We start from the raw sequence: 22,956 nt of genomic DNA, 5'->3' as shown, positions 1-22,956 counted from the left end.
GTGTGGGACGCACCTCGTAGATTCCTCGTAGCGCTCGGCCGACCGGCAGGGCGCGACGACCGGTCCGCCACCACCGACAGGGGTCCTCTTGCTGCACGTGCACCGCTCCGAGCGTGCCGAGGCGCTCGTGGCGCCGCTCGCCGCCGTGCTCGCGGAGGCGCCGGAGGACCCGTTCACGCCGGACGTCGTCGCGGTCCCGACGCGAGGGGTCGAGCGGTGGCTCGCGCAGCGGCTGTCGCACCACCTGGGCGCGGGCGAGACGTCGGGCATCTGCGCGAACGTCGACTTCCGCGGGCCGCGCCGGCTCGTGGAGCAGGTCGTCGCGGACCTCACCGACCTCGACCCCGACGACGACCCGTGGCGGCCCGAGCGGCTCGCGTGGTCCGTGCTCGAGGTGCTCGACGCGCACCTCGCCGAGCCGTGGGCGGCACCGCTCGCGCGGTACGTCGGCGACCCGGGCGACGAGGTGCGCCGGGGGCGTCGGCTCACGCTCGCCCGGCGGCTCGCGGACCTCCTGGTCGACTACGCGCGCCAGCGGCCCGAGGTCGTGCTCGCGTGGTCGGCCGCGTCCCCGGTCACGGGCACCGCCGCCGCCCCGGACGACCTCGCGTGGCAGCCCGAGCTGTGGCGCCGCCTGGTGGAGCGCGTCCCGGCGACGGACCCGGCGCGGCGCGTCACGGAGGCGGTCACGGCGCTGCGCGCGGACCCGGCGGCCGTCGACCTGCCGCCGCGGCTGTCCGTGTTCGGGCCCACGCGGGTCCCGGAGGACGAGCTCCGGGTCCTGCGCGCGCTCGCCGAGCACCGCGACGTCCACCTGTGGCTCGTGCACCCCTCGCCGGCGCTGTGGGCGACGGTCGCCGCGTCCGACGACGGCGACCCCGCCAGGGGCGGCGCGGACCCGGGCGCGGACCGCACGGGTGCGCCCGTCCGGCGTCGAGCGGACCTGCCGACGTTCGCGCGGCACCCGTTCCTCGCGTCCACCGGCCGGGACGCGGTCGAGCTGCAGCTCCGGCTCGCCGCGGGCGAGGCTCGTGAGACCCACCACGAGGCGGCGCCCCCGCCGCCGACCCTGCTCGGCGCGCTGCAGTCCGCGCTGCGGGCCGACGAGCCGGACGGCGCGCACGTGCTGGACCCGGCGGACCGGTCCGTGCAGGTGCTCGCGTGCCACGGCCGGGCGCGGCAGGTCGAGGTGCTGCGGGAGACGCTCGTCGGGCTGTTCTCCGCCGACCCGACGCTCCAGGCGCGCGACGTCATCGTGCTGTGCCCCGACGTCGAGACGTTCGCCCCGCTCGTCACGGCGACGTTCGGAGCGGTCCCCGAGCTCGGCGAGGACGCGCACCCCGGCCAGCGCCTGCGGGTCAGCCTCGCCGACCGCGGCGCCGGGACGACCAACCCCGTGCTCGCGCTGCTCGCCACGCTGCTGCGCCTCGCCGACGGCCGCGTCACGGCGTCGGAGGTGCTCGACCTCGCCGCGAGCGCGCCGGTGCGCCGCCGGTTCCGGTTCTCCGACGACGACGTCGACCGCCTGCGTCAGTGGGCCGTCGAGGCGGGCGTGCACTGGGGCGAGGACGGCGAGCGCCGCGCGCGGTTCGGGATCGACGGGCACGTGCGGCAGGGCACGTGGGACGCGGCGCTCGACCGCCTCCTGCTCGGCGCGGCGATGGCCGACGAGGACGCGCGGTTCGTCGGGCCGGCGCTGCCGCTCGACGACGTCGGCTCGACCGACGTGGACCTCGCGGGCCGCCTCGCGGAGCTCGTCGCGCGCCTGACGGAGACGCTGCGCGCGCTCGACGGGGTGCACCCGCTCGCGCACTGGCTCGACGCGCTCGACCGCGCGCTCACGCTGCTCGCCGAGGCCCCGCCCACGGAGGCGTGGCAGATCGGCTCCGCGCGCCGCGTGCTGGGCGACGTCCGCGCGGCGGGGGCGGCGCACGGCGGGGTCGCGCTGCGGCTCGCGGACGTGCGCGCGCTGCTCGACGACCGTCTCGCGGGTCGCCCGACCCGCGCCGGGTTCCGCACGGGCGCGCTCACCGTGTGCTCGCTCGAGCCGATGCGCTCCGTGCCGCACCGGGTGGTGTGCCTCCTGGGGCTCGACGACGGCGTGTTCCCCCGCACCGCCGCGCCCGCGGGCGACGACCTGCTCGCCCGGCACCCCGAGATCGGCGAGCGCGACGCGCGCAGCGAGGACCGGCAGATCTTCCTCGACGCCGTCGCCGCGGCGGGCGACCACCTCGTCGTCGTGCACACGGGCGCCGACGAGCGCACGGGTGCCGTCCGGCCGCCCGCGGTTCCCGTCGCGGAGCTGCTCGACGCGCTCGACCGCGTGGCGACGACCGTCGACGGCCGCCCGGCGCGCGAGCACGTGGTCGTGCAGCACCCGCTCCAGACCGTGGACGAGCGCAACTTCGTCCCGGGTGCCCTGGGTGCGCCGGGGCCGTTCAGCCACGACGACGCCGCGCTCGCCGGGGCCCGAGCCCTGCATCGCGAGCGCCGGCCCGTCGGCGCGCTCGTCGGCGCACCGCTCGACCTCCCCGCGGGTGCCGCGGGCGGTGCCGGGTCGCCGGGCGCCCCGGGCGACGTCGAGCTCGACGACCTGGCCCGCCTGCTGGAGAACGCGCCGAGGTGGTTCGCCCAGCACACGCTCGACGTGGGCCTCGTGCTGGAGGAGGACGACGTCGAGGACCGCCTCCCGCTCGCGCTCACGGGGCTCTCCGGCTGGGGCGTGGGCGACCGCGTGCTGCGGGCCGCGCTCTCCGGCGTCGACCCGAACCGGGCGATGCAGGCCGAGTGGCGCCGGGGCCAGGTCCCGCCGCGCGAGCTGGGACGCACGGCGCTCCAGGAGGTGGTCCGTGCCGTCGGCCCGCTGCGTGTCACCGCCGTGGAGGCCGCGCGCGAGGCCGACCTCGCCGCCGGCCGTCCGGTGAGCCAGGACGTGCTGAGCTCGGCCGAGACGGTCGACGTCCGCGCCGTGCTGCCCGACGGCCGCACCCTCGTCGGGAGCGTCCCCGGCGTGCACGGCGCACGCGTCGTGCGCACCGAGTACTCCCGCCTCGGTCCCAAGCACCGGCTGCGCGCCTGGGTGCAGGCGCTCGCGCTCACGGCGAGCGACCCCGGGCGCCCGTGGGACGCCGTCGCGATCGGCCGCTCGTCCCGGGGTCCGGGCGTCGCCTGGTCGACGCTCACGCCACCGGACCACGACACCGCGACGCGGGTCCTCGCCGACCTCGTGGCGCTGCGCGACGAGGCGGCGCGCGAGCCGCTGCCGGTGCTCCCCGAGGTGTCGCTGCGCTACACCGAGGAGCGGAGCACGAGCGACGCGCGCGACGCCCTGATGCGCGCGGGCTGGGCGTGGAACAAGGGCTTCGAGCGCAAGGACCCGTACGTCGTCCTCGCGTGGGGACAGGACCCGGCTCTCCCCGACGTCGCGGGGCTCGCCACCACGGCCGACCTGGTCCGCTTCCCCGACGACCCGACCCGCCTCGGCGCGCTCGCGCGCCGCGTGTGGGAGCCCCTGCTGGAGAACGAGCTGCGAGGTGCACGGTGAACGGCGCGACGTCCCGGACCGCGACCGACGGCGCCGCCCCGCACGCGGGCCACGTGGGGAGGAGCGGGACCCCGCGGCGCTTCGACCCGTTCGGCGACCTGCCGAGCGGGACGGTCGTGCTCGAGGCGAGCGCCGGCACGGGCAAGACCCACACGATCGCGACCCTCACGACGCGGTACGTCGCCGAGGGCGTGGCCGCCCTGCCGGAGATCATGCTCGTGACCTTCGGCCGCGCCGCGACGTCGGAGCTGCGCGACCGCGTCCGCGAGCGCCTCGTCGCGACCGAGCGCGCGCTGCGCGGGCCCGCTCCCGCGGACGACCCGGAGCCCCTCGTCGCGTTCCTCGCCGCCGTCGACGACGACGAGCTCGCCCGTCGCCGGGAGCGCCTGCGCGTCGCGCTGTCCCAGCTCGACGCGGCGACGATCACGACGACGCACGGCTTCTGCCAGCAGATGCTCACGGCGCTCGGCACGGCGGCTGACGTCGACCTCACGACGAGCTTCCTGCCCGACGTCGCGGACCTCGTCGAGGAGGTCACCGACGACCTGTACGTGCGGAGGTTCGCGGACGAGCCGGAGCCGATCCTGTCGCCGCGCGACGTGCGCGACGTCGCCCGGGCGGCGGTGAGCGACCACGGCGCGGTGATCGCGCCGTCGGACGCGGCCGAGGGGTCGGTGGCCGCGGCGCGGTACGAGGCCGCGGTCGCCGCGCGCCGCGAGGTCGAGGCGCGCAAGCGGGCGATGCACCTGCTCGACTACGACGACCTGCTCGTGCTGCTGCGCCGCGCGCTGACGGACCCGGAGCACGGCGCGACGGCGGCGCGGCGGGTCCGGTCGCGGTTCCGCGTCGTCATGGTGGACGAGTTCCAGGACACCGACCCCGAGCAGTGGGAGATCCTGCGCACGGCGTTCCACGGGCACCCCGAGGAGTGCCGCACGCTGGTGCTCATCGGCGATCCCAAGCAGGCGATCTACGCCTTCCGCGGCGCGGACGTCGTGACGTATCTCCGCGCGGTCGAGGACGCGGCGGACACCGCGACGCTCAGCACGAGCTGGCGCAGCGACGGCCCGCTCCTCACGGGCCTGCACGCGCTCCTGGGCGAGACGGCGCTGGGCGACCCGCGCATCGTGGTCCGGCCCGTCGACGCGGCCCACCCCGAGCCGCGCTTCTCCGGCGGCGCGCCGGTGCGGCTGCGGCAGGTCACGCGGCGCGCCTACCGCCTCGGGGGATCGTCGGCGCCGTCGGCGCCGGACGCGCGCACCCTGCTCGCACAGGACGTCGCGGCGGACGTCGCGGGCCGCCTCGGGACCGCGGACGGCGGCGGCGACCGCGTGCGCGACGACGGGCTCGCGGCGCCGGCCGACGACGCGGGCGCCGCCGGCCGATGGCGGGCGCTCGAGCCGCGGGACGTCGCCGTGCTCACCCGGACGAACGCCCAGGCCGAGGCGGTGCGCTCGGCGCTCGTCGCGCTGGGCGTCCCCGCGGTGGTGTCGGGGCCGTCGAGCGTGTTCGGCTCGGCAGCGGCCCAGGACTGGCTCACGCTGCTCGCCGCGCTGGAGCAGCCCGGCCTGCACCGCCGCGCGACCGCGCTCGCGCTCACACCGTTCGTGGGCTGGGACGCGCAGCGGCTCGCGACGGCCGGGGACGCGGACCACGACGAGCTCGGCGACACCGTCCGAACCTGGGCGCGCCTGCTCGCGGACCGCGGCGTGGCCGCGGTCGCCGAGGTCGCGGCCCGGGGAGGTGCGACCGCACGGGTCATGGCCCGGGTCGACGGCGAGCGCTACCTCACCGACCTGCGCCACGTCACGCAGGCCCTGCACGAGGCCGCGGTGACCGAAGGGCTCGGCACGGCCGCGCTCACCGCGTGGTTGCGCGCCCGGATCGCCGAGGTCGGGAGCGTCTTCACCGACGAGCGCACCCGGCGCCTCGAGACGGACGCCGCGGCCGTCCAGGTCGTCACGGTGCACGCCGCGAAGGGCCTGGAGTTCGGCGTCGTCTACGTCCCGTTCGGCTGGGAGCGGTTCGAGTCGGACGACCAGGAGCTGTTCGCGTTCCACGACGACCACGGGCAGCGCGTCCTGCACCTGGGCGGCGTGGGCTCCCCCGGCTTCGTGGACGCCAAGGCGCGCTGGCGCGACGAGGAGCTGGGCGAGGACCTGCGCCTGCTGTACGTCGCCCTCACGCGCGCCCGGCACCAGGTGGTGGTGCACTGGACGCCGACCAAGCGCAGCACCGGCTCCGGACCGCTCACGCGGCTGCTCCTCGCGGACCGGATGCTCGGCGGCGAGCCCGGCCGTCATGCCCGCCCCGACGCGATGCGCGACGACGCCGTCCGGTCCGCGTTCGAGGCGCTCGCCGCGCGCTCGGGCGGGACGGTCGTCGTCGAGCAGGTCGAGAGCCGGCCGAAGGGAGTCCGCTGGTCTCCCGGGCGTCGGGCCGCCGCGGACCTCGCGCTCGCGACCACCGCGCACCTTCCGGACCGCGAGTGGCGACGCGCGTCGTACTCGGCGCTCACGGCGGCGGCGCACCACGGTCCGGTCGGCGGGATCGAGAGCGAGCCCGAGGACCCGGGCATCCAGGACGAGCCGGAGGAGTCGCCGGACGCCGACGAGACCGGCGCCGTGCCGTCCGGAGCGCCGACCGAGACCCCGGCCGCCCGTCCCGGTGCCGACGCCCCCTCGCCCTACGAGGGGCAGCCGGGAGGCACCGCGTTCGGCACCCTGGTGCACGAGATCCTGGAGTACGTCGACACGGCCGCCGACGACCTCGACGCCGAGGTGCGCGCCCGGTGCGCCCAGGCGGCGACGGTCCGCGTGCCCGGCGTGGAGCCCGTGTCGCTCGCCGCGGCGCTCGGCCTGTCGCTGCGCACCCCGCTCGGACCGATCGCGGGCGGGCTCACCCTCGCCGACGTCGACCCGCGTGACCGGCTCCCCGAGCTCGAGTTCGAGCTCCCCCTCGCGGGCGGCGACGAGACCGGGGGCGTCCGGCCGTCGACGCTGCGCGACCTCGCCGACGTCCTGCGCGCCCACCTGTCCGCCGACGACCCGTTCGCCCGCTACCCGGACCTGCTCGCGGCGCTGGCCGACGAGAGCGAGGGCGGGCCGGCGGGCGGTAACGGCGGGGTCCCGCTGCGGGGGTACCTCACCGGCTCGATCGACGCGGTGCTGCGGGTGCCCGTCGCGGGCCCGGACGGTCGTCCCGACCCCGCCGGCCGCCGGCGGTACCTCGTCGTCGACTACAAGACCAACCGCGTCGGCCCGCCCGGCGTGCCGCTCGCCGTCGGCGACTACCACCCGGACGCGACGCGCGACGCGATGCTCGCCTCGCACTACCCCCTCCAGCTCGTGCTCTACCTCGTCGCGCTGCACCGCTACCTGCGCTGGCGCGTGCGCGACTACGACCCCGACCGCGACCTCGCGGGCGGCGCCTACCTGTTCGTGCGCGGCATGGCCGGCCCGGAGACCCCGACCGGTCCCGACGGCGCGCCGTACGGCGTCGTCGCCTGGACGCCGCCGCCGGGGCTCGTCGTCGCCCTGTCCGCCTTGCTCGACGGAGGTCGCGCATGACCACGGCCCCTCTCGGCTCGACGACGCCCGTCGCGCCGCCGGCTCCCCCCGTGGACGAGGGCGACCCGCGCCTCGCCGTCGGGGTGCCCGCCCGGCTCGGCGCGTTCAACGCCGCGCGCGTCGTCTCCGCGGCCGACCTGCGCGTCGCGCTGCGGCTCGGCCGGCTCACGGGCGAGCACGACGACGAGGTGCTGCTCGCCGTGGCGCTCGCCGTGCGCGCGGTGCGCAGCGGGTCGGTGTGCGTGCGCCTGGACGACCTCGGGTCGCTCGAGCTGCCCGAGGACGAGGAGGCGGCGCGCACCGTCGCCACGGACCTGCCCTGGCCGGACCGCTCCGCGTGGGCGGACGCGGTCGCGCGCAGCCCGCTCGTCGCGGCGGGCGTCGACGGGCCGGCCGACCGCCCCGCGCGCTGGGTGGGCGGCGCCCTCTACCTCGACCGGTACTGGCGCGACGAGCTCGCGGTCCGGCACGACGTCGACGCGCGGCTCGCCTCGGACGACCTGCCCGTGGACCGCGACCGCCTCGACGCCGCGCTGTCCCGCCTCTTCCCCGCGGCGGACGACACCCGGCAGCGGCTCGCCGCCGCGCACGCCGCGACGCGCCGGCTCACCGTGCTCACGGGCGGCCCGGGCACGGGCAAGACGACGACGGTCGCGCGGCTGCTCGCCGTCCTGCACGACGCAGCCCTCCCGTCCTCGTCGTCCGCCGCCCCCGCGTCCGGCGCGGGGCTGCGCGTGGCGCTCGCCGCGCCCACGGGCAAGGCCGCCGCGCGCCTCCAGGAGGCGGTGCGCGAGGTCGTCGCCGGGTTCGGCGACCCGGCCGACCGCGAGCGCGTCGGCGCCCCCGTCGCGACGACGCTGCACCGGCTGCTCGGCTACCGGCCGGGCAGCAGCACCCGGTTCCGGCACGACGCGCACCACCACCTGCCGCACGACGTGGTGGTCGTGGACGAGACGTCGATGGTCGCGCTGCCGCTCATGGCGCGGCTGCTCGAGGCGCTGCGGCCCGACGCACGGCTCGTGCTCGTCGGCGACCCCGACCAGCTCGCGTCCGTGGAGGCCGGCGCGGTGCTCGGGGACCTCGTGCACCGGGAGCCGGTCGCCGCGCCCGCGACGTCGGCCGTCGTGGTCGCGACGGCCGACGTCGCGCTCGCCGCCTCCCCGCCGCCCGCCGACGGCGAGGTGGACGACCGCGCCGTGCTGGGCAACGGCGTCGTGCGGCTGCGCACCGTCCACCGCCAGGACCGCGACTCCGAGATCCTGCCGCTCGCAGCGGCGATCCGGACCGGGGACGCGGAGGCGACGCTCGCGCTCCTGCGCGCGGGCCACGGCTCGGTGGAGTTCCTCGAGACGCCCGACGACGTCCCGGACGACGCGGTGCTCGCCGCCGTGCGCGCCGACGCCGTCACGGCAGGCACGGCGCTCGTCGAGGCGGCCCGCGCGGGGGACGCCACCGCGGCTCTGGACGCCCTCGCCCGGCACCGCGTCATGGTCGCGCACCGGCGCGGCCCCGCGGGTCGGGGCCGGTGGGCGGCGCAGGTCGAGGCGTGGGTCGAGGAGGCCACGGGGCACCACGCGACCGACTCGCCGTGGGTCGCCGGCCGGCCGCTGCTCGTCACGACGAACGACGCCGAGGTGGGTCTCTACAACGGCGACACCGGTGTGCTCGTCGCGGAACCCGGGGGCGCCGGCGTCGTCGCCGTGTTCGGCGACCCGCGCGCCCCGCTGCGGGTGCGCACCCACCGCCTCCCGCCGGTCGAGACCGTGCACGCGATGACGGTCCACCGCGCGCAGGGCAGCCAGTTCGACCGCGTCACCCTCGTGCTGCCGCCCGCGACGTCGCCCCTGCTCACGCGCGAGCTGCTCTATACCGCGGTCACGCGGGCACAGTCGTTCGTGCGCGTCGTCGGTTCCGAGGACGCCGTGCGCACCGCGGTGAGGAGCCCGGTCCACCGGGCGAGCGGGCTGCGCACCCCGCTGCCCGGCGGTCAGTCCTCCGCGCGCCCCGCCTGATCCTTCTCCCGCAGCTCCTTCAGCCGGCTCCAGGGCACGAGCACGATCCAGGCGACGGACGCGATCGCGGCGCCCATGATCATCGAGGGGACGTCCATGGCGACCATCCTGACAGGCGTGCCCCGACTCCCCAGGGGAATGAGGCTCGGGGGTCGCCGGTTGGCACCAGGGTGAGCACCCAGACCCCCCGCCTGTCCGTCCTCGACCTCGTGCCCGTCCGCTCGGGCCAGTCCAGCACCCAGGCGGTGCGGGCGTCGCTCGACCTGGTCCGCCTCGCGGACCGGCTCGGGTACGAGCGGTACTGGTTCGCCGAGCACCACAACATGCCCGCGGTCGCGGCGTCGACGCCGCCCGTGATGATCGCCGCCGCGGCGTCGGTGACCGACCGCATCCGGGTCGGCTCGGGCGGGGTCATGCTCCCGAACCACGCGCCGCTCGTCGTCGCGGAGCAGTTCGCGGCGCTCGAGGCGATCGCCCCGGGGCGCGTCGACCTGGGGATCGGCCGTGCGCCGGGCTCCGACCCCGTCGTCACGCAGCTCCTGCGGATCACCGGCCCCACGGCCGACGTCGACCGGTTCCCCCAGCACGTGACCGACATCCTCGCGCTCATGAGCCCGCAGGGCGCGACGCTGCGCCTCACGAGCGGCCAGGTCTACGACGTGCACGCCACGCCCGCCGCCGACGCCGCACCGACCGTCTGGCTCCTCGGGTCGAGCGACTACTCCGCGCGCCTCGCGGCCGAGCTCGGGCTCCCGTACGTGTTCGCGAACCACTTCTCCAGCCAGGGCATCGACGAGATCCTCGCGCTGTACCGCGAGGGCTACCGCCCGAGCGAGGCGTTCCCCGAGCCCCGCACGTTCCTCACGCTCAACGCCGTCGTCGCCGAGACCGACGACGAGGCCCGGGCCCGCGCGCTCCCGCAGGCGCGCATGATGGCGCGGCTGCGCACCGGTCAGGCGCTCACCGCGCTGGAGACCGTGGAGGAGGCCCAGGCGGCACCCCTCGACGGCACGGCCGGGCAGATGGTCGAGGACAGCCTCCGGCGCTGGGCCGTCGGGACGCCCGACGCCGCCGCGGCCGAGGTCCGCCGGCTCGCCGAGCGCCACGGGGTCGACGAGGTGATGGTCGTCCCCGTCGCCGCGTCGCGCGCGGACGAGGCGCTGGACTCCACGCCGGGCCGCGCCCGCACGCTCGAGCTCCTCGCGGACGCCCTCTCCGGCGCCCGGACGTCCTGACCCGCCGACCGCCCGTCGGCCCACCCGCCCGCCCCGTTGCCGAACACGACCTGGCACGCGGTCGAACACGACATGGGGGTCGTGATCCACGGGATATCGACCCTCATGTCGTGTTCGGCGGGAGGGGGTAGCGTCGCCGCATGACGACGAAGCTCGACGACGCGTCCTGGCACTCCGAGGGCCTGGGCTATCCACCCGAGGCGGGGCCCGCGGCGGGCGCGACGCACATCGGCGTGTTCCTCGCGTGGGCGGTGCTCGGCGGGCACGTCTCCGAGCAGATCGCCGAGGACGCCGCTGACGACCTCGCCGCGCTGCGCGAGCGGAGGACGACGCCCGGCGCGTTCGTGCTCGCCGCGTGCGACGGCAGGCTCGTCGACGAGGACCTCGACGACGTCGCCGCGGCGTTCGCGAGCGCGTACTACACGGGCGACGAGGAGGACGAGGACGACGGCGGCCTCTACCTGGAGGACTACGTCGACGCGGTGAGCCCGGGCGACGGCGAGCCCGAGGACGTGTACCGCGTGCCCGACACGTGGGAGACGTACGACCTCGTCGGCCCGCTGATCGACGCCCGCTTCTCGCAGTGGGACGACGAGGGTCGCCCGACGGTCCTGCGCCACCGCGCCTGAGCCGGCCCGCGATGACAGAGCCCACGCCCGTCACCCGGCTCGCGGCGGTGCTGCGCGCCGACAACCCGGGACCGATGACGCTCGACGGCACGCGCTCGTACGTGCTGCACGCGCCCGGGTCGGCGACGTGCGTCGTCGTGGACCCGGGGCCCGACGACGCCGCGCACCTCGACGCGCTCGCCGCGGCCGGGCCGGTCGAGCTCGTGCTCGTCACGCATCGCCACGCCGACCACACGGCCGGCGCTCCCGGGCTGCGCGAGCGCACCGGGGCGCCGGTGCGCGCCGCCGACCCGGCACACTGCCACGGCGGCGAGCCGCTGCACGACGGCGAGGTGATCGAGGCCGCGGGGCTGCGCGTCGTCGTCCTCGCCACCCCGGGCCACACCGCCGACTCGGTCTGCCTCGTGCTGCCCGACGACGGCCAGCCCGCCCCGGCCGACGACCTCGCCGGAGGCGGCACGCGCCCTGGTGACGCGCCCCCTGGCGACGGGACCCCTGGCGACACCCGGTCGGATGAGGCCGCGACCGGGGGCGCGGGGTCGCCGTCGGGCACGACGGTCCTCACCGGGGACACCGTGCTCGGGACCGGCACGACGGTGATCGCGCAGCCCGACGGCTCGCTCGGCGCGTACCTCGCGAGCCTCGACGCGATCGAGGCGGTCGCGTCCGCGGGGACGGGCCGGGCGACGGGCCTCCCCGGCCACGGGCCGGTCGTCGCCGACCTCGCGGATCGGGTGCGCGCGTACCGCGAGCACCGGCTCGAACGCCTCGCCCAGGTCCGGGCGGCGCTCGCCGCGCTCGGGCTGTCCGCGGGGGCCCACGACGCGGTGGAGCAGGTGGTCGCGCGCGTCTACGCCGACGTCGACCCGTCCGTCCTCGGGGCGGCGCGGCAGTCCGTCGCGGCGCAGCTCGCCTTCCTGGCGCAGTCCGACGAGCTCGCACGGCGGCCCGCCCACGGGGGGCCACGTGCCCCCCGGCACGACGGCTGAGTGTCGGTGGCGCCCGGCACGATGACGGGATGACCACACCACGGCTCGGTATCGCGTTCGTGCCCACCCACGCGCCGGAGAGCCTGCGACGGCTCGCCACGACCGCGGAGGAGGCGGGCCTCGACGACCTCTGGGTGTGGGAGGACTGCTTCAAGCAGTCGGGCCTCGCGTCGGCGGCGGCAGCGCTCGCCTGGACCGAGCGCGTGCGCGTCGGCATCGGCCTCATGCCCGCCCCGCTGCGCAGCACGGCGATCACCGCGATGGAGGTCGCGACGCTCGCCCGGATGTTCCCCGGGCGGCTCGTCGCGGGCGTGGGTCACGGGGTCCAGGAGTGGATGGGGCAGGCCGGCGTCCGCGTCGCGTCACCGCTGACGCTGCTCCGCGAGCACGCCACGGCGCTGCGGAGCCTGCTCGCGGGCGAGGAGGTCACGACGGCGGGGCGGTACGTCACGCTCGACGGCGTCCGTCTCGACTGGCCCCCCACGGAGCCCGTCCCGCTGTGGCTCGGCGGCGTCGGCCCGCGATCGCTCGCGCTGGCGGGCGAGCTGGGCGACGGCCTGATCCTCGCGAACGCGCTCACTCCGGCCGACGTCCGGGCGGCAGCCGCAGCGGCTCGAGAAGGCCGGGACGGGAACGGTGCCGGCGCCGGGAGCGACGTCGACATCCACGCGACGCTCATCGCGGCGACGGGGCCGGACGCGCAGGAGCGCGTGGACCGCGAGGTGCCGCTGTGGGGCAAGGAGGCGGGTCAGGGCATCGGCGCGGGCGGGGACGCCGCGACGATCGCCGCGGCCGTCCAGGCGCTGGCCGACGCGGGCGCGACGGCCGTCGCGGTCCAGCCGACCGCCGACGAGCCGGACGTCGAGGAGTTCGTCCGCTTCCTGGGCCGGGAGGTCGTGCCGCTGCTCAGCGACCGCTGACGCGCACGGCGTCCGCGGACCCCTCGGCGCGCTGACGCTCGCGGAGCCCGTGCACCAGGGCGACGACGGCGCACACGAGCGCGACGGCGCCGACGGCGAGCGCGAGGCGCACCGGGAAGGCGGCGTAGAGGTCGGACACCTCGCCGACCGGGAGGCCCCACTCGACCGCGGTCTCGCGCAGCTCGCCCGCGAGCACCCCGACGCGGCCGGGCACCCGTGACGCGACCGCGGCGACCCAGCCGAGGAGCTCGAGGATCACGGAGGCCGCGGAGTAGGCACCGGTCGCGAGGGGGATCACGGGGACACCCTAGCGGGACCGGACACCGCGGGCATATCCGGCACACCCCTGAGAGGACCCCGGCGCGACCCTCAGACCAGCGGCTTCGCGAAGCAGAGCGCGACGTGGTTGTCCCCGACGTACGGCGGGAACTGCTCGACGGCGCGGTACCCGAGCGAGCGGTAGAGCGCGATCGCACCCGGCTGGCGGATGCCCGTCTCGAGCAGCAGGGTGGACACCCCGCGCTCGCGGGCGACGGCCTCCAGGGCGTCGAGGAGCCGGCGCGCGATCCCGGTCCTGCGTGCGCGCTCGCGGACGAAGACCTTCTTCACCTCGAGCGCGTCCACGGGCGCCCCGGGTGCGGGGCGGCGCAGCGACGCGCACCCGACGGCCTCGCCGTCCCGGTACGCGACGAGGGTCGCGACGACCTCGGCGCCCACGCGGGCGTCGACAGACTCGAACCCTCCGGCGGCGTCGAGCCCGGCGAACAGCTCGGGGTAGAGCACCGCCGAGGACGTCTCGTGCATCTCGCGCCGCAGCGCCGCCGCGGCCGGGTCGTCCCACGGGACGGCGCGAACCTCGACGACCCCAGGGGCGGGGACGGTCACGGACTCGCTCGGGGTGGCGGGCCTGCGTGCGTCGCGCGCCCCGCGCCCGCTGCTCGTCGCCGAGGTCGCGTCCGCAGGGCCGGTGCCGACGCCCGGGTCCGCAGCCCCCAGGTCGAGCGCGAAGCAGCGCGAGAGCGGGTGCCCGGCGTAGTGCCCGTACGACTCGATCGGGACGTAGCCGAGCGAGAGGTACAGGTCGATCGACTCGGGCTGGAGGGTCCCGGTCTCCAGGACCAGGCGGTCGAGCCCGGCCTCGACCGCGTGCCGGTGGGCGGCCCGCATCGCCGTGCGCGCGTGCCCGCGGCCCCGGTGGGCCGGCTCGACCCAGAGCCGCTTCACCTCGCCCGTCCGCCGGGGATGGGTGCCGCCGCGGCCGTCGGGCGTGCCCGACACGTCGCGGAGTGCGACGAACGCGACGGGCTCACCGGCCGAGCGGACCACGACGTTCGCGATCGAGGCGTCGGGCACGAACGTGCCCGCGTCGGGCTCGCCGTAGCGCACGGCGAGCTCCGCCTGCTGACGGGTGCGCAGGAGCTCGGCCGCGGCGTCGTCCCCGGGCACCGCCTCGACGGTGACGCGCACGCCCGGGCGCCCGGCGCCGTCGGCCAGGACGCGCGGGGGCGAGCCCCTCACGCCGACCTCGTCATGCGCTGACGAGCGCGCCCAGGACCGACGTGAAGAAGCCGAGCCCGTCGGTCCCCGCGCGCGGGCCCGCCTCGTTCGCCGGGCCGAAGCCCGCCTCGACGGCGTGCTCCGGGTGCGGCATGAGGCCGACGACGTTGCCCGCGGTGTTCGTGATGCCCGCGATGCCCCGGCGCGACCCGTTCGGGTTCCAGCCGTCGTAGCGGAAGACGACGCGGCCCTCCGCCTCGAGCTCGTCGAGCGTGCGGTCGTCCGCGACGAACTGGCCGTCCTGGTTCTTCAGCGGGATCGTGATGCGCTGGCCGGCCGTGTAGTCGCGCGTCCAGGCCGTGTCCGCGTTCTCGACCACGAGCACCTGCTCGCGGCAGATGAAGTGCAGGTGGTCGTTCTTGACCATCGAGCCGGGCAGCAGGTGCGCCTCGGTGAGGACCTGGAAGCCGTTGCAGATGCCCAGGACGGGCATACCGCCCGCGGCCGCGTCGACGATCGACTCCATGACGGGCGCGAAGCGGCTGATCGCGCCCGCGCGCAGGTAGTCCCCGTAGGAGAAGCCGCCGGGCAGGACGACCGCGTCGACGCCGTGCAGGTCGGCGTCCGCGTGCCACAGCGACACGGCCTCACCACCCGCGAGACGCACCGCACGCGCCGCGTCGCGGTCGTCCAGCGTGCCGGGGAACGTGACGACGCCGATCCGCGTCGTCGCGAGCGTCGCGCCGGACATCAGGCGAGCCCCTCGGACGTGATCGTCGCCGCTGCGTCCGCCTCGATGTCCGCGACGCGGACGACGTCCTCGATGACCGGGTTCGACAGGACCTTGACCGCGGCCTCCTGGGCGGCGGCGAGGATCTCCGGCGTGACCGGGCCGTCGACCTCGAGCTCGAACCGCTTGCCCTGGCGCACGGACGTGAAATGGGTGAAACCGAGGCGCGGCAGCGCCCCGACGACGGCCTTGCCCTGCGGGTCCAGGATCTCGGGCTTGGGCATGACCTCGACGACGACGCGTCCCACGGGGGCTCCTTGGCGAGAGAGTTCGGGAGAGCCGGGGCTCCGGGATCCCGCCCACGTCACGGCCGTCGAGGACGGTCGGTGGGACGGGACGAGCGGGAGCCGACGGCGGGATTCCGCGGCCAGTCTACCGGGCGCGCACGACCGTCCCGCCGGGCGTCCGCACCCTGGCACGACGGCGCGGCGCCGGATCAGGCACCGGCCGCGCGCGGCGGGTCCGTCGGGGTGTCCACGGGGATGTTGCCGTCGAGCACGTGCTTGCGCCACGCGCGCGCGACGTGCGAACGGCGGAAGAGCAGCCCCCCGCCGAGGAACGTCCCGCACCACAGGAGGATCAGCCACAGGTCGGGCCTGGTGACGTCGTCCGAGAACAGGACCTGCGCCAGCACCGGCCAGCCGTAGAAGATCGCGAGAGCGGTCGCGAGCCCCGTCATGGTCACGCGCCACGGGTAGAGCGCCCCGTGGATGTCGTCGGCCACCCACCACCAGTAGCGCGCGGGCAGCCGAGCGTCGAACAGCCGGTACAGCAGCCACCGGCCGAGCGGCGGGTGCTCGCGCCACCGCAGCCCCCAGCCCGCGCGCACCAGCCCCCACGCCTCGCGCGCGCCGATGCCGTGCGGCGCCCCGGTGTCGTCGGGTGCGGGCGCGAGGTCGAGCAGCACCGCGAGCGCCTCCTCACCGTGCAGGCGGCGCCAGCGCGGCGGGTAGGCGCGGAGCCAGAACCGGGCGGACCGCTCGTACCGGTCCGCGCCGCCCGCGCTCACGCGCCGCTCCCCGCGAGGCCGTCGGCGGTGCCTGCCGGGCCGTGGCGCTCCAGGGACCGCCGCGCGCGCTCGGCGAGATCGGCGAGGCGGAGGGTCTCGGCCCGCGCCGCGCGGCGCCCGTCGTCGGTGGCCCGGTAGTAGCGCCGCAGGCGGCCGTCGACGACCTCCTCGCCGGTCGGCTCCACGAGCCCGGCTGCGACGAGCCGGTCGAGGTTGCCGTAGAGCGTGCCGGCCCCGAGCCGGGTGCGGCCGTCGGACAGCTCGCGCACCGCCTGGATCACCGCGTACCCGTGCCGCGGCTCTGCGCTGAGCGAGAGCAGCACGAGGTACGCCTGCTCGGTCATGCGGAACGCCGGAGGACTCGATGCCATGATCGATATATATCGGACGACGATCTATCGCGCCAGCCCTCGACGCGTGTCAGAGGGTGCCGCTAGAGTCGAACACGTGTTCGAGACGCACGCTCGGGCACGGTGCGAGGGCGGGGTCCTGCCCCTTCCCCGCCCTTCGCACGAACCAGGGCTCGACGACGCAGGGAGGTCGCATGGCAGCACCGCTCGCCCCCGCCGCGGAGCGCGGCAGGGCACGGCCGTCGCCGCAGACCGTCGCGCGCGTCCTCACGCGCGACGAGACCTGCGTGTTCCCCGGCTGCCACGTCCCGGCGTTCCGTTGCGACCTCGACCACCTCGTGGCCCCACGACCGGGCGCGGACGACGACGCCGCGGCCGCCGCGCAGGAGGCCGACAACCTCGTCGCGCTCTGCCGGCACCATCGGGTCGTCCGCGCGCGCGACGGCTGGCGTCCCGCCCTGCTCGCCGACGGCTCGGTCCGGTGGACCGCGCCGAGCGGGCACACCTACGTGCGCCCGGTCGCCGCCCGGACCGCCTGACGGCTCAGCCGAGCGTCGAGCCCGTGAGCCGCTCGTACGCCTCGAGGTAGCGGGCGCGGGTGCGCGTGACGACCTCGGCGGGGATCGACGGCGGCGGGGTGTCGGACGCGCGGTCCCACCCGGACGCGGGCGACACGAGCCAGTCGCGGACGAACTGCTTGTCGTAGCTCGGCTGCGCGTGCCCCGGCTCCCACTGGTCCGCGGGCCAGAACCGTGACGAGTCGGGCGTGAGCACCTCGTCGCCCAGGACGGTCCGGCCGGTCGTCGGGTCGACGCCGAACTCGAGCTTGGTGTCCGCGAGGATCACACCGCGCTCGCGCGCGACCTGCTCGGCGCGCGCGTACACGGCGAGCGTCAGGTCGCGCAGGCGCGTGGCGTCGTCGAGCCCGATCTGCTCGGCGACGACGTCGAACGAGACGTTCTCGTCGTGCTCGCCCACGGCGGCCTTGGTCGCGGGCGTGAAGATCGGCTCGGGCAGGCGCGAGCCGTCGACCAGCCCGGCCGGCAGCGGCACGCCGCAGACCTCTCCCCCGGCGCGGTACTCGACGAGCCCCGAGCCGGTGAGGTAGCCGCGCACGACGCACTCGACCGGAAACATGTCCAGGCGGCGGCAGATCATCGCGCGCCCGGCGACGACGTCGGGCACGAGGCCGTCGCCCGGCTCCGACGAGACCTCGGTCGACACCACGTGGTTCGGCACGAGGTCGGCGAGCTGCTCGAACCACCACAGGCTGAGCTGGGTGAGCACGACGCCCTTGTCGGGGATGCCGGGCGACAGCACGTGGTCGTAGGCGCTGACCCGGTCGCTCGCCACGACGAGCACGACGTCGCCGAGCGGGTGCACGCCGCCGACCGCGGGCAGGTCCGGCGCGTAGAGGTCGCGCACCTTGCCGGAGTACACGTGCGTCCAACCGGGCAGGTCGAGCGCCGCGGTGTCGAGCGCGTCCACCTCGCCGAGCGAGAGGGCCGAGGCAGGGTCCTGAGGGGTGTCGGTCACGGCCCCTAGTCTCGCACCGCCCTCCACAGGCGCGGCACCGTGTCCGACGACCGGTCGGTCGGCCTGCCGGCCCGCCCTGCCGGCGCGACGAACGCCGCCGGAGTCGCTACTGTGCCATCAGGACGGTCGTGGGAGCGCTCCCTCACCGTCGGGGGCCTGCATCGGAGCAACCCCCTCGGGGGCGCCTGCACCGCTGTCCCGCCCCTGCCGACGACGGCGGGGCGACATCCGCACCGAGGAGGCAACGATGCACCACGGCACGATGCACCATCGCCTGACAGCGCTAGCAACCGGAATCGGCATGATCGCCGCGAGCATCGGGCTCGCGACGTCGGCGAACGCGAGCGCGCCCTTCGCCGCACCGTCGACCATCGGGACCGAGACCCCGGCGCTGCTCACCGGCCCCGTCCCCGGACCCGACGACCTGTCCCCCGGCCAGCTCCGCGCGCTCGAGCGCGACCTGGGCCTCGACGCCGTCGGCGTCGCCGACCGGCTCGCGCTCGACGCCGCGACCGGCGCCGTCGAGCAGGCGCTGAGCGACGACCTGGGCGCGGCGTACGCCGGCACGTGGGTCGACGCCGACGCCGCGACGCCCGTCGTCGCCGTCACCGACCCGGCCGCCGTGCCGGCGGTCGAGGCGGCCGGAGCCGAGGCCGTCGTCGTCGAGCGCAGCCTCGCGGACCTCGACGGCGTCGCCGCCGGGCTGGACGAGGCGTCGACGCCCGACGCCGTCCAGGCCTGGTACGTCGACGTGACGACCAACGAGGTCGTCGTCGAGTCGCTCGACCCGGCCGCGGCGGAGGCGTTCGTCGCGGCGTCGGGGGTCGACGCGGCCGCCGTCCGGACCGAGGTCGTCGACGCGCCGTACGAGCTCACGGCCGACGTGCGCGGCGGCGACCGGTACATCACCCGGGACCCCGGCGCGTCGTCGGGCTCGGCGTGCTCGATCGGCTTCGCCGTGCAGGGCGGCTTCGTCACGGCCGGGCACTGCGGCGCGGCGGGCAAGGAGGTCCTCACGGCGAGCTGGGCGCGCATGGGCACGGTCCAGGCGGCGTCGTTCCCCGGCCACGACTACGCCTGGGTGCGCGTCGACGCCGGGTTCTCCCCCGTCCCGCGCGTGAACAACTACGCGGGCGGCACCGTCGACGTCGCCGGGTCCGCCGAGGCGCCGGTCGGCGCGTCGGTCTGCCGGTCCGGCGCGACGACGGGCTGGCGCTGCGGCGTCATCGAGCAGAAGAACATCACCGTGAACTACGGCAACGGCGACATCCCCGGCCTCGTGCGCGGCAGCGCGTGCGCCGAGGGCGGCGACTCCGGCGGCTCCGTGATCTCGGGCAACCAGGCGCAGGGCGTCACCTCGGGTCGCATCAACGACTGCTCCAACGGGGGCAAGTTCATCTACCAGCCCGTGAACCCGATCCTCTCGGCGTACGGGCTGTCGCTCGTCACGACGGGCGGCGGGTCGGGCATCGCGCTGGTCGGGCTCGCGGGCAAGTGCATCGACGTGCCGAGCTCGGACTTCAGCGACGGCAAGCGCCTGCAGCTGTGGACGTGCAACGGGACGAGCGCGCAGCGCTGGACGTTCGAGGCCGACGGCACGGTCCGCGCGGGCGGCAAGTGCATGGACGTGGCGTGGGCAGCGACGGCCGACGGGACCGCCGTGCAGCTCGCGAACTGCAGCGGCAACCCCGCCCAGAAGTTCGTGCTGAGCGGCGCGGGCGACCTCGTGTCCGTGCTGGCGAACAAGTGCGTCGACGTGCCGGGCAGCAACAGCACCGACGGCACGCAGCTCCAGATCTGGACGTGCAACGGCACCGCGGCCCAGAAGTGGCACCGAGCCTGACACGTCGCCCCTGAACTACCCCAGGGCGCCGAACACGACATGGCGGTCGCCATCAGCGTGATAGCGACCGTCATGTCGTGCTCGACGGCGTGGGGTGTCGTGCTCGACGGGCGCCCGGGCGCGTCGGGATCGGGCCGGTGGGCCCGACGGCGGGGTGTCAGCCCGCGAGCGTGACGTCGCCCGCGGCGGCCTTCGCCGCGATGTCCGTACGGTGGTGCGAGCCGGGGAGCACGATGCGGTCGACGGCGGCGTACGCCCGGCGGCGCGCCTCGGCCAGGTCCGCGCCGCGCGCCACGACCGACAGCACGCGGCCGCCCGAGGCGACCAGGCCGCCGTCGTCCGCGCGTGACGTGCCCGCGTGCAGCACGTGCACGCCCTCGACGTCCTCCGCCGCGTCGATGCCCGTGATCGGGTCGCCGCCGCGCACCGCGCCCGGGTAGCCGTGCGCCGCGACGACGACGGTGACCGACGCGTCGTCGTGCCATCGCAGCGCGCCGATCTCGGCGAGGCGTCCCTGCGCCGCGGCGAGCATCACGGCGGACAGCGGCGTGGCGAGGCGCGTGAGCACCGACTGCGTCTCCGGGTCGCCGAACCGCGCGTTGAACTCGACGACGCGCGTGCCGCGGCTCGTCAGCGCGAGGCCCACGTACAGCACGCCGACGAACGGGGTGCCGCGCCGCGCCATCTCGTCGATCGTCGGCTGCGCGACGCGCGTGACGACCTCGTCGACCAGGCCCTCCGGCGCCCACGGGAGCGGGCTGTAGGCGCCCATGCCACCCGTGTTGGGGCCGGCGTCGGCGTCGAACGCGCGCTTGAAGTCCTGGGCGGGGGCGAGCGGGACGACCGTCGCGCCGTCGCTCACGCAGAAGAGCGAGACCTCCGGGCCGTCCAGGTACTCCTCGACGACGACGCGCGGGTCCTCGGGCGTGCCGTCCGCCGCGCGGCGCGGGGTCGCGAAGCACGCGGCGGCGTGCTCGAGCGCGGCCTGCCGGTCCTCGGTGACGACGACGCCCTTGCCCGCGGCGAGGCCGTCGTCCTTGATGACGTACGGGGCGCCGAACGCGTCCACCGCGGCCGCGACCTGGTCGACGTCGGTGCACACGTGCGCGAGCGCCGTCGGGACGGACGCCGCCGCCATGACGTCCTTGGCGAACGCCTTGGAGCCCTCGAGGCGCGCGGCCTCGGCGCTCGGCCCGAACACGGGGATCCCGGCCTCGCGCACCGCGTCCCCGACGCCCGCGACGAGCGGCGCCTCCGGGCCGACGACGACCAGGTCGACGCCCAGGTGCGTGGCGAGCGCGGCCACCGCGGCGCCGTCGTTCTGGTCGACGGCGTGCAGCGTCGCGAGGCCCCCGATGCCGGGGTTCCCGGGAGCGGCGTGCAGCTCGTGGGGCTCGGCGCCCGGGCGGTCGGCCTCGTGCGCGAGGGCGTGGACGATGGCGTGCTCGCGGGCACCGGTCCCGACGACGAGGATCTTCACGGGCGCCGAGTCTACCGAGACGGCCCGGACGCCCCGCGGGGCGTCCGGGCCGTGGTCGGCGTGCGTCGTCGGTTCAGGGACGGCGGCTCAGTGGATGAGGTCGTGCCGCGGGATGATCGCGTCGCGGCTCGGGCCGACGCCGATCGCGGAGATGCGCGTGCCCGACATCTCCTCGAGCGCGAGCACGTAGCGCTGGGCGTTCGTCGGCAGGTCCTCGAACGTGCGAGCGCCGGAGATATCCTCCCACCAGCCGTCGAGCTCCTCGTAGATCGGCTTCGCGTGGTGGAACGCCGTCTGGTCGAGCGGCATCTCGTCGTAGCGGACGCCGTCCACGTCGTACGCGACGCACACCGGGACCTTCTCGAACCCGGTGAGGATGTCGAGCTTGGTGAGCACCATGTCGGTGATGCCGTTGACGCGGGTCGCGTAGCGCGCGATCACTGAGTCGTACCAGCCGCAGCGGCGCGCGCGGCCGGTCGTCACGCCGTACTCGCCGCCCTGCTTGAGCAGGTACTCGCCGTTCGCGTCGAACAGCTCGGTGGGGAACGGGCCCTCGCCCACGCGCGTCGTGTACGCCTTGATGACGCCGATCACGGAGCTGATGCGCGTCGGCCCGACGCCGGAGCCCGTGAGCGCGCCGCCCGCGGTCGCGTTGGACGACGTGACGAACGGGTACGTCCCGTGGTCGACGTCGAGCATCGTGGCCTGCCCGCCCTCGAAGAGGACGTTCTTGCCCGCGTCGAGCGCCTTGTTCAGCTCGAGCGCCGTGTCCGCGACCATCGGCTTGAGCCGGTCGGCGTACTGCAGCAGCTCGGCCACGGTCTCGTCGACCGTGATGGCACGGCGGTTGTAGACCTTCACCAGCAGGTGGTTCTTCTGGTCGAGCGAGCCCTCGATCTTCTCCGCGAGGATCTTCTCGTCGAAGAGGTCCCAGATGCGGATGCCGACGCGGTTGATCTTGTCCGCGTAGGCCGGGCCGATCCCGCGGCCGGTCGTGCCGATGCGGCGCTTGCCGAGGAACCGCTCGCTCACCTTGTCGATCGTGCGGTGGTACCCCGCGATGACGTGCGCGGAGCCCGAGACCAGCAGGCGGGAGACGTCCACGCCGCGCGAGATGAGGTCGTCGAGCTCCTGGAACAGCACCTCGATGTCCACGACGACGCCGTTCGCGATGACCGGCGTGACGCCCGGGGACAGGATGCCCGACGGCAGCAGGTGGAGCGCGTACTTCTCGTCCCCGATGACGACCGTGTGGCCGGCGTTGTTGCCGCCGTTGAACTTGACCACGTAGTCGACCCGGGAGCCGAGCAGGTCGGTCGCCTTGCCCTTGCCCTCATCGCCCCACTGGGCACCGACGAGCACCACGCCTGGCATGGAATCCCCACTTTCGCACTGCCTGTTCCTCGGGCCGGTCATGGTCGTGGGCGCACCGGCGTCCGGAGCGGAGCGGGCAGGTCGTGCCCGACGGCGCTGGGCCCGCGGGCCCGAGGCGTCACCCGGGCGGCAGTCACCCGGGGACCGGCGCCGAGTTTACCGGCCATTGACCTTTCGGG

Annotated in this window: 19 protein-coding genes; 9 read left to right on the top strand and 10 right to left on the bottom strand. The window is 76.2% G+C overall.

Annotated elements, in window-relative coordinates:
* Nucleotides 1-97: 97 nt before the first annotated feature.
* The 3 genes from recC to recD are packed head-to-tail and all read left to right on the top strand — an operon-like array spanning nt 98 to nt 9,125.
* A complete protein-coding gene (gene recC, locus FB00_RS14375) occupies nt 98-3,544 on the top strand; it encodes an exodeoxyribonuclease V subunit gamma (RefSeq protein ID WP_231581865.1) in 3,447 nt (1,148 codons plus the stop codon).
* Nucleotides 3,541-7,113, top strand: a complete 3,573-nt coding sequence (locus FB00_RS14370; protein ID WP_231581863.1) for a UvrD-helicase domain-containing protein — start codon at nt 3,541-3,543, stop codon at nt 7,111-7,113. The genes recC and FB00_RS14370 overlap by 4 nt, the downstream gene beginning before the upstream one ends.
* Nucleotides 7,110-9,125, top strand: coding sequence for an exodeoxyribonuclease V subunit alpha (recD, locus tag FB00_RS14365; RefSeq protein ID WP_082141336.1), 2,016 nt, complete (start codon nt 7,110-7,112; stop codon nt 9,123-9,125). The genes FB00_RS14370 and recD overlap by 4 nt, the downstream gene beginning before the upstream one ends.
* Here recD and FB00_RS23015 read toward each other — a convergent pair.
* Nucleotides 9,101-9,223: a hypothetical protein gene (locus FB00_RS23015; protein WP_255364885.1), complete on the bottom strand. Its 123-nt coding sequence runs from the start codon at nt 9,221-9,223 to the stop codon at nt 9,101-9,103. The two genes, recD and FB00_RS23015, sit on opposite strands and share 25 nt — an antisense overlap.
* A gap of 72 nt (nt 9,224-9,295) precedes the next feature.
* Here FB00_RS23015 and FB00_RS14360 point away from each other — a divergent pair, with 72 nt between their 5' ends.
* The 4 genes from FB00_RS14360 to FB00_RS14345 all read left to right on the top strand — a co-directional run bounded on the left by FB00_RS14360 (nt 9,296) and on the right by FB00_RS14345 (nt 12,898).
* Nucleotides 9,296-10,360, top strand: coding sequence for an LLM class flavin-dependent oxidoreductase (locus FB00_RS14360; RefSeq protein WP_047233607.1), 1,065 nt, complete (start codon nt 9,296-9,298; stop codon nt 10,358-10,360).
* A gap of 140 nt (nt 10,361-10,500) precedes the next feature.
* Nucleotides 10,501-10,989 carry a hypothetical protein gene (locus FB00_RS14355; protein WP_047233606.1) on the top strand — a complete coding sequence of 163 codons (489 nt, stop codon included), beginning with the start codon at nt 10,501-10,503 and terminating at the stop codon, nt 10,987-10,989.
* An 11-nt stretch (nt 10,990-11,000) separates the two neighbouring features.
* Nucleotides 11,001-11,978 (top strand): MBL fold metallo-hydrolase, encoded by a 978-nt coding sequence (locus FB00_RS14350; RefSeq protein WP_047233605.1) that lies wholly within the window; start codon nt 11,001-11,003, stop codon nt 11,976-11,978.
* Between the two features lie 29 nt (nt 11,979-12,007).
* Entirely contained in the window at nt 12,008-12,898 is an 891-nt protein-coding gene (locus FB00_RS14345; protein WP_047233604.1) for an LLM class flavin-dependent oxidoreductase, read from the top strand.
* Here FB00_RS14345 and FB00_RS14340 read toward each other — a convergent pair.
* The 6 genes from FB00_RS14340 to FB00_RS14315 form a co-directional block, all read right to left on the bottom strand.
* Nucleotides 12,885-13,196, bottom strand: coding sequence for a hypothetical protein (locus FB00_RS14340; RefSeq protein WP_047233603.1), 312 nt, complete (start codon nt 13,194-13,196; stop codon nt 12,885-12,887). The two genes, FB00_RS14345 and FB00_RS14340, sit on opposite strands and share 14 nt — an antisense overlap.
* A gap of 71 nt (nt 13,197-13,267) precedes the next feature.
* Nucleotides 13,268-14,416, bottom strand: a complete 1,149-nt coding sequence (locus tag FB00_RS14335; protein ID WP_052877693.1) for a GNAT family N-acetyltransferase — start codon at nt 14,414-14,416, stop codon at nt 13,268-13,270.
* A gap of 10 nt (nt 14,417-14,426) precedes the next feature.
* A complete protein-coding gene (gene purQ, locus FB00_RS14330; RefSeq protein WP_047233602.1) occupies nt 14,427-15,146 on the bottom strand; it encodes a phosphoribosylformylglycinamidine synthase subunit PurQ in 720 nt (239 codons plus the stop codon).
* Complete coding sequence (gene purS / locus FB00_RS14325) at nt 15,146-15,433, bottom strand: phosphoribosylformylglycinamidine synthase subunit PurS (RefSeq protein WP_047233601.1); 288 nt, start codon at nt 15,431-15,433, stop codon at nt 15,146-15,148. The genes purQ and purS overlap by 1 nt, the downstream gene beginning before the upstream one ends.
* Before the next feature lie 188 nt (nt 15,434-15,621).
* Nucleotides 15,622-16,194, bottom strand: coding sequence for a hypothetical protein (locus FB00_RS14320; RefSeq protein WP_047233600.1), 573 nt, complete (start codon nt 16,192-16,194; stop codon nt 15,622-15,624).
* Nucleotides 16,191-16,565, bottom strand: coding sequence for a PadR family transcriptional regulator (locus FB00_RS14315; RefSeq protein WP_231581862.1), 375 nt, complete (start codon nt 16,563-16,565; stop codon nt 16,191-16,193). The genes FB00_RS14320 and FB00_RS14315 overlap by 4 nt, the downstream gene beginning before the upstream one ends.
* A 173-nt stretch (nt 16,566-16,738) precedes the next feature.
* On the opposite strand from FB00_RS14315, the gene FB00_RS14310 reads away from it, so the two are divergent.
* On the top strand, nt 16,739-17,083 hold the full coding sequence (locus FB00_RS14310; protein WP_047233598.1) for a hypothetical protein: 345 nt from the start codon (nt 16,739-16,741) through the stop codon (nt 17,081-17,083).
* Nucleotides 17,084-17,087: 4 nt separating this feature from the next.
* Here the strand turns inward: FB00_RS14310 and FB00_RS14305 are convergent, their stop codons facing one another.
* On the bottom strand, nt 17,088-18,032 hold the full coding sequence (locus tag FB00_RS14305) for a phosphoribosylaminoimidazolesuccinocarboxamide synthase (RefSeq protein ID WP_047233627.1): 945 nt from the start codon (nt 18,030-18,032) through the stop codon (nt 17,088-17,090).
* Between the two features lie 295 nt (nt 18,033-18,327).
* Between FB00_RS14305 and FB00_RS14300 the strand changes: the two genes are divergently transcribed.
* The gene (locus tag FB00_RS14300) at nt 18,328-19,923 is read left to right on the top strand and encodes a ricin-type beta-trefoil lectin domain protein (protein WP_231581861.1); all 1,596 of its coding nucleotides are present in this window, start codon (nt 18,328-18,330) and stop codon (nt 19,921-19,923) included.
* Nucleotides 19,924-20,080: 157 nt separating this feature from the next.
* Here FB00_RS14300 and purD read toward each other — a convergent pair whose 3' ends face one another.
* Nucleotides 20,081-21,403, bottom strand: a complete 1,323-nt coding sequence (purD, locus tag FB00_RS14295) for a phosphoribosylamine--glycine ligase (protein WP_047233597.1) — start codon at nt 21,401-21,403, stop codon at nt 20,081-20,083.
* A gap of 87 nt (nt 21,404-21,490) precedes the next feature.
* Nucleotides 21,491-22,777, bottom strand: coding sequence for an adenylosuccinate synthase (locus tag FB00_RS14290; protein ID WP_047233596.1), 1,287 nt, complete (start codon nt 22,775-22,777; stop codon nt 21,491-21,493).
* Nucleotides 22,778-22,956: the final 179 nt, after the last annotated feature.

The organism is Cellulosimicrobium funkei, from assembly GCF_001019615.1.
GTDB lineage: Bacteria > Actinomycetota > Actinomycetes > Actinomycetales > Cellulomonadaceae > Cellulosimicrobium > Cellulosimicrobium cellulans_E.
Note: the sequence above shows the minus strand (reverse complement) of the source record. Positions and strands in the feature narration are given on the sequence as shown.

Bases quoted from the DNA above. Each gene is read 5' to 3' on its own strand.
- recD (WP_082141336.1), top strand. From the start codon at position 7,110: ATGACCACGGCCCCTCTCGGCTCGACGACGCCCGTCGCGCCGCCGGCT.
- FB00_RS23015 (WP_255364885.1), bottom strand. From the start codon at position 9,223: ATGGACGTCCCCTCGATGATCATGGGCGCCGCGATCGCGTCCGTCGCC.
- FB00_RS14355 (WP_047233606.1), top strand. From the start codon at position 10,501: ATGACGACGAAGCTCGACGACGCGTCCTGGCACTCCGAGGGCCTGGGC.
- FB00_RS14350 (WP_047233605.1), top strand. From the start codon at position 11,001: ATGACAGAGCCCACGCCCGTCACCCGGCTCGCGGCGGTGCTGCGCGCC.
- FB00_RS14345 (WP_047233604.1), top strand. From the start codon at position 12,008: ATGACCACACCACGGCTCGGTATCGCGTTCGTGCCCACCCACGCGCCG.
- purQ (WP_047233602.1), bottom strand. From the start codon at position 15,146: ATGTCCGGCGCGACGCTCGCGACGACGCGGATCGGCGTCGTCACGTTC.
- FB00_RS14315 (WP_231581862.1), bottom strand. From the start codon at position 16,565: ATGGCATCGAGTCCTCCGGCGTTCCGCATGACCGAGCAGGCGTACCTC.
- FB00_RS14310 (WP_047233598.1), top strand. From the start codon at position 16,739: ATGGCAGCACCGCTCGCCCCCGCCGCGGAGCGCGGCAGGGCACGGCCG.
- FB00_RS14300 (WP_231581861.1), top strand. From the start codon at position 18,328: ATGCACCACGGCACGATGCACCATCGCCTGACAGCGCTAGCAACCGGA.
- FB00_RS14290 (WP_047233596.1), bottom strand. From the start codon at position 22,777: ATGCCAGGCGTGGTGCTCGTCGGTGCCCAGTGGGGCGATGAGGGCAAG.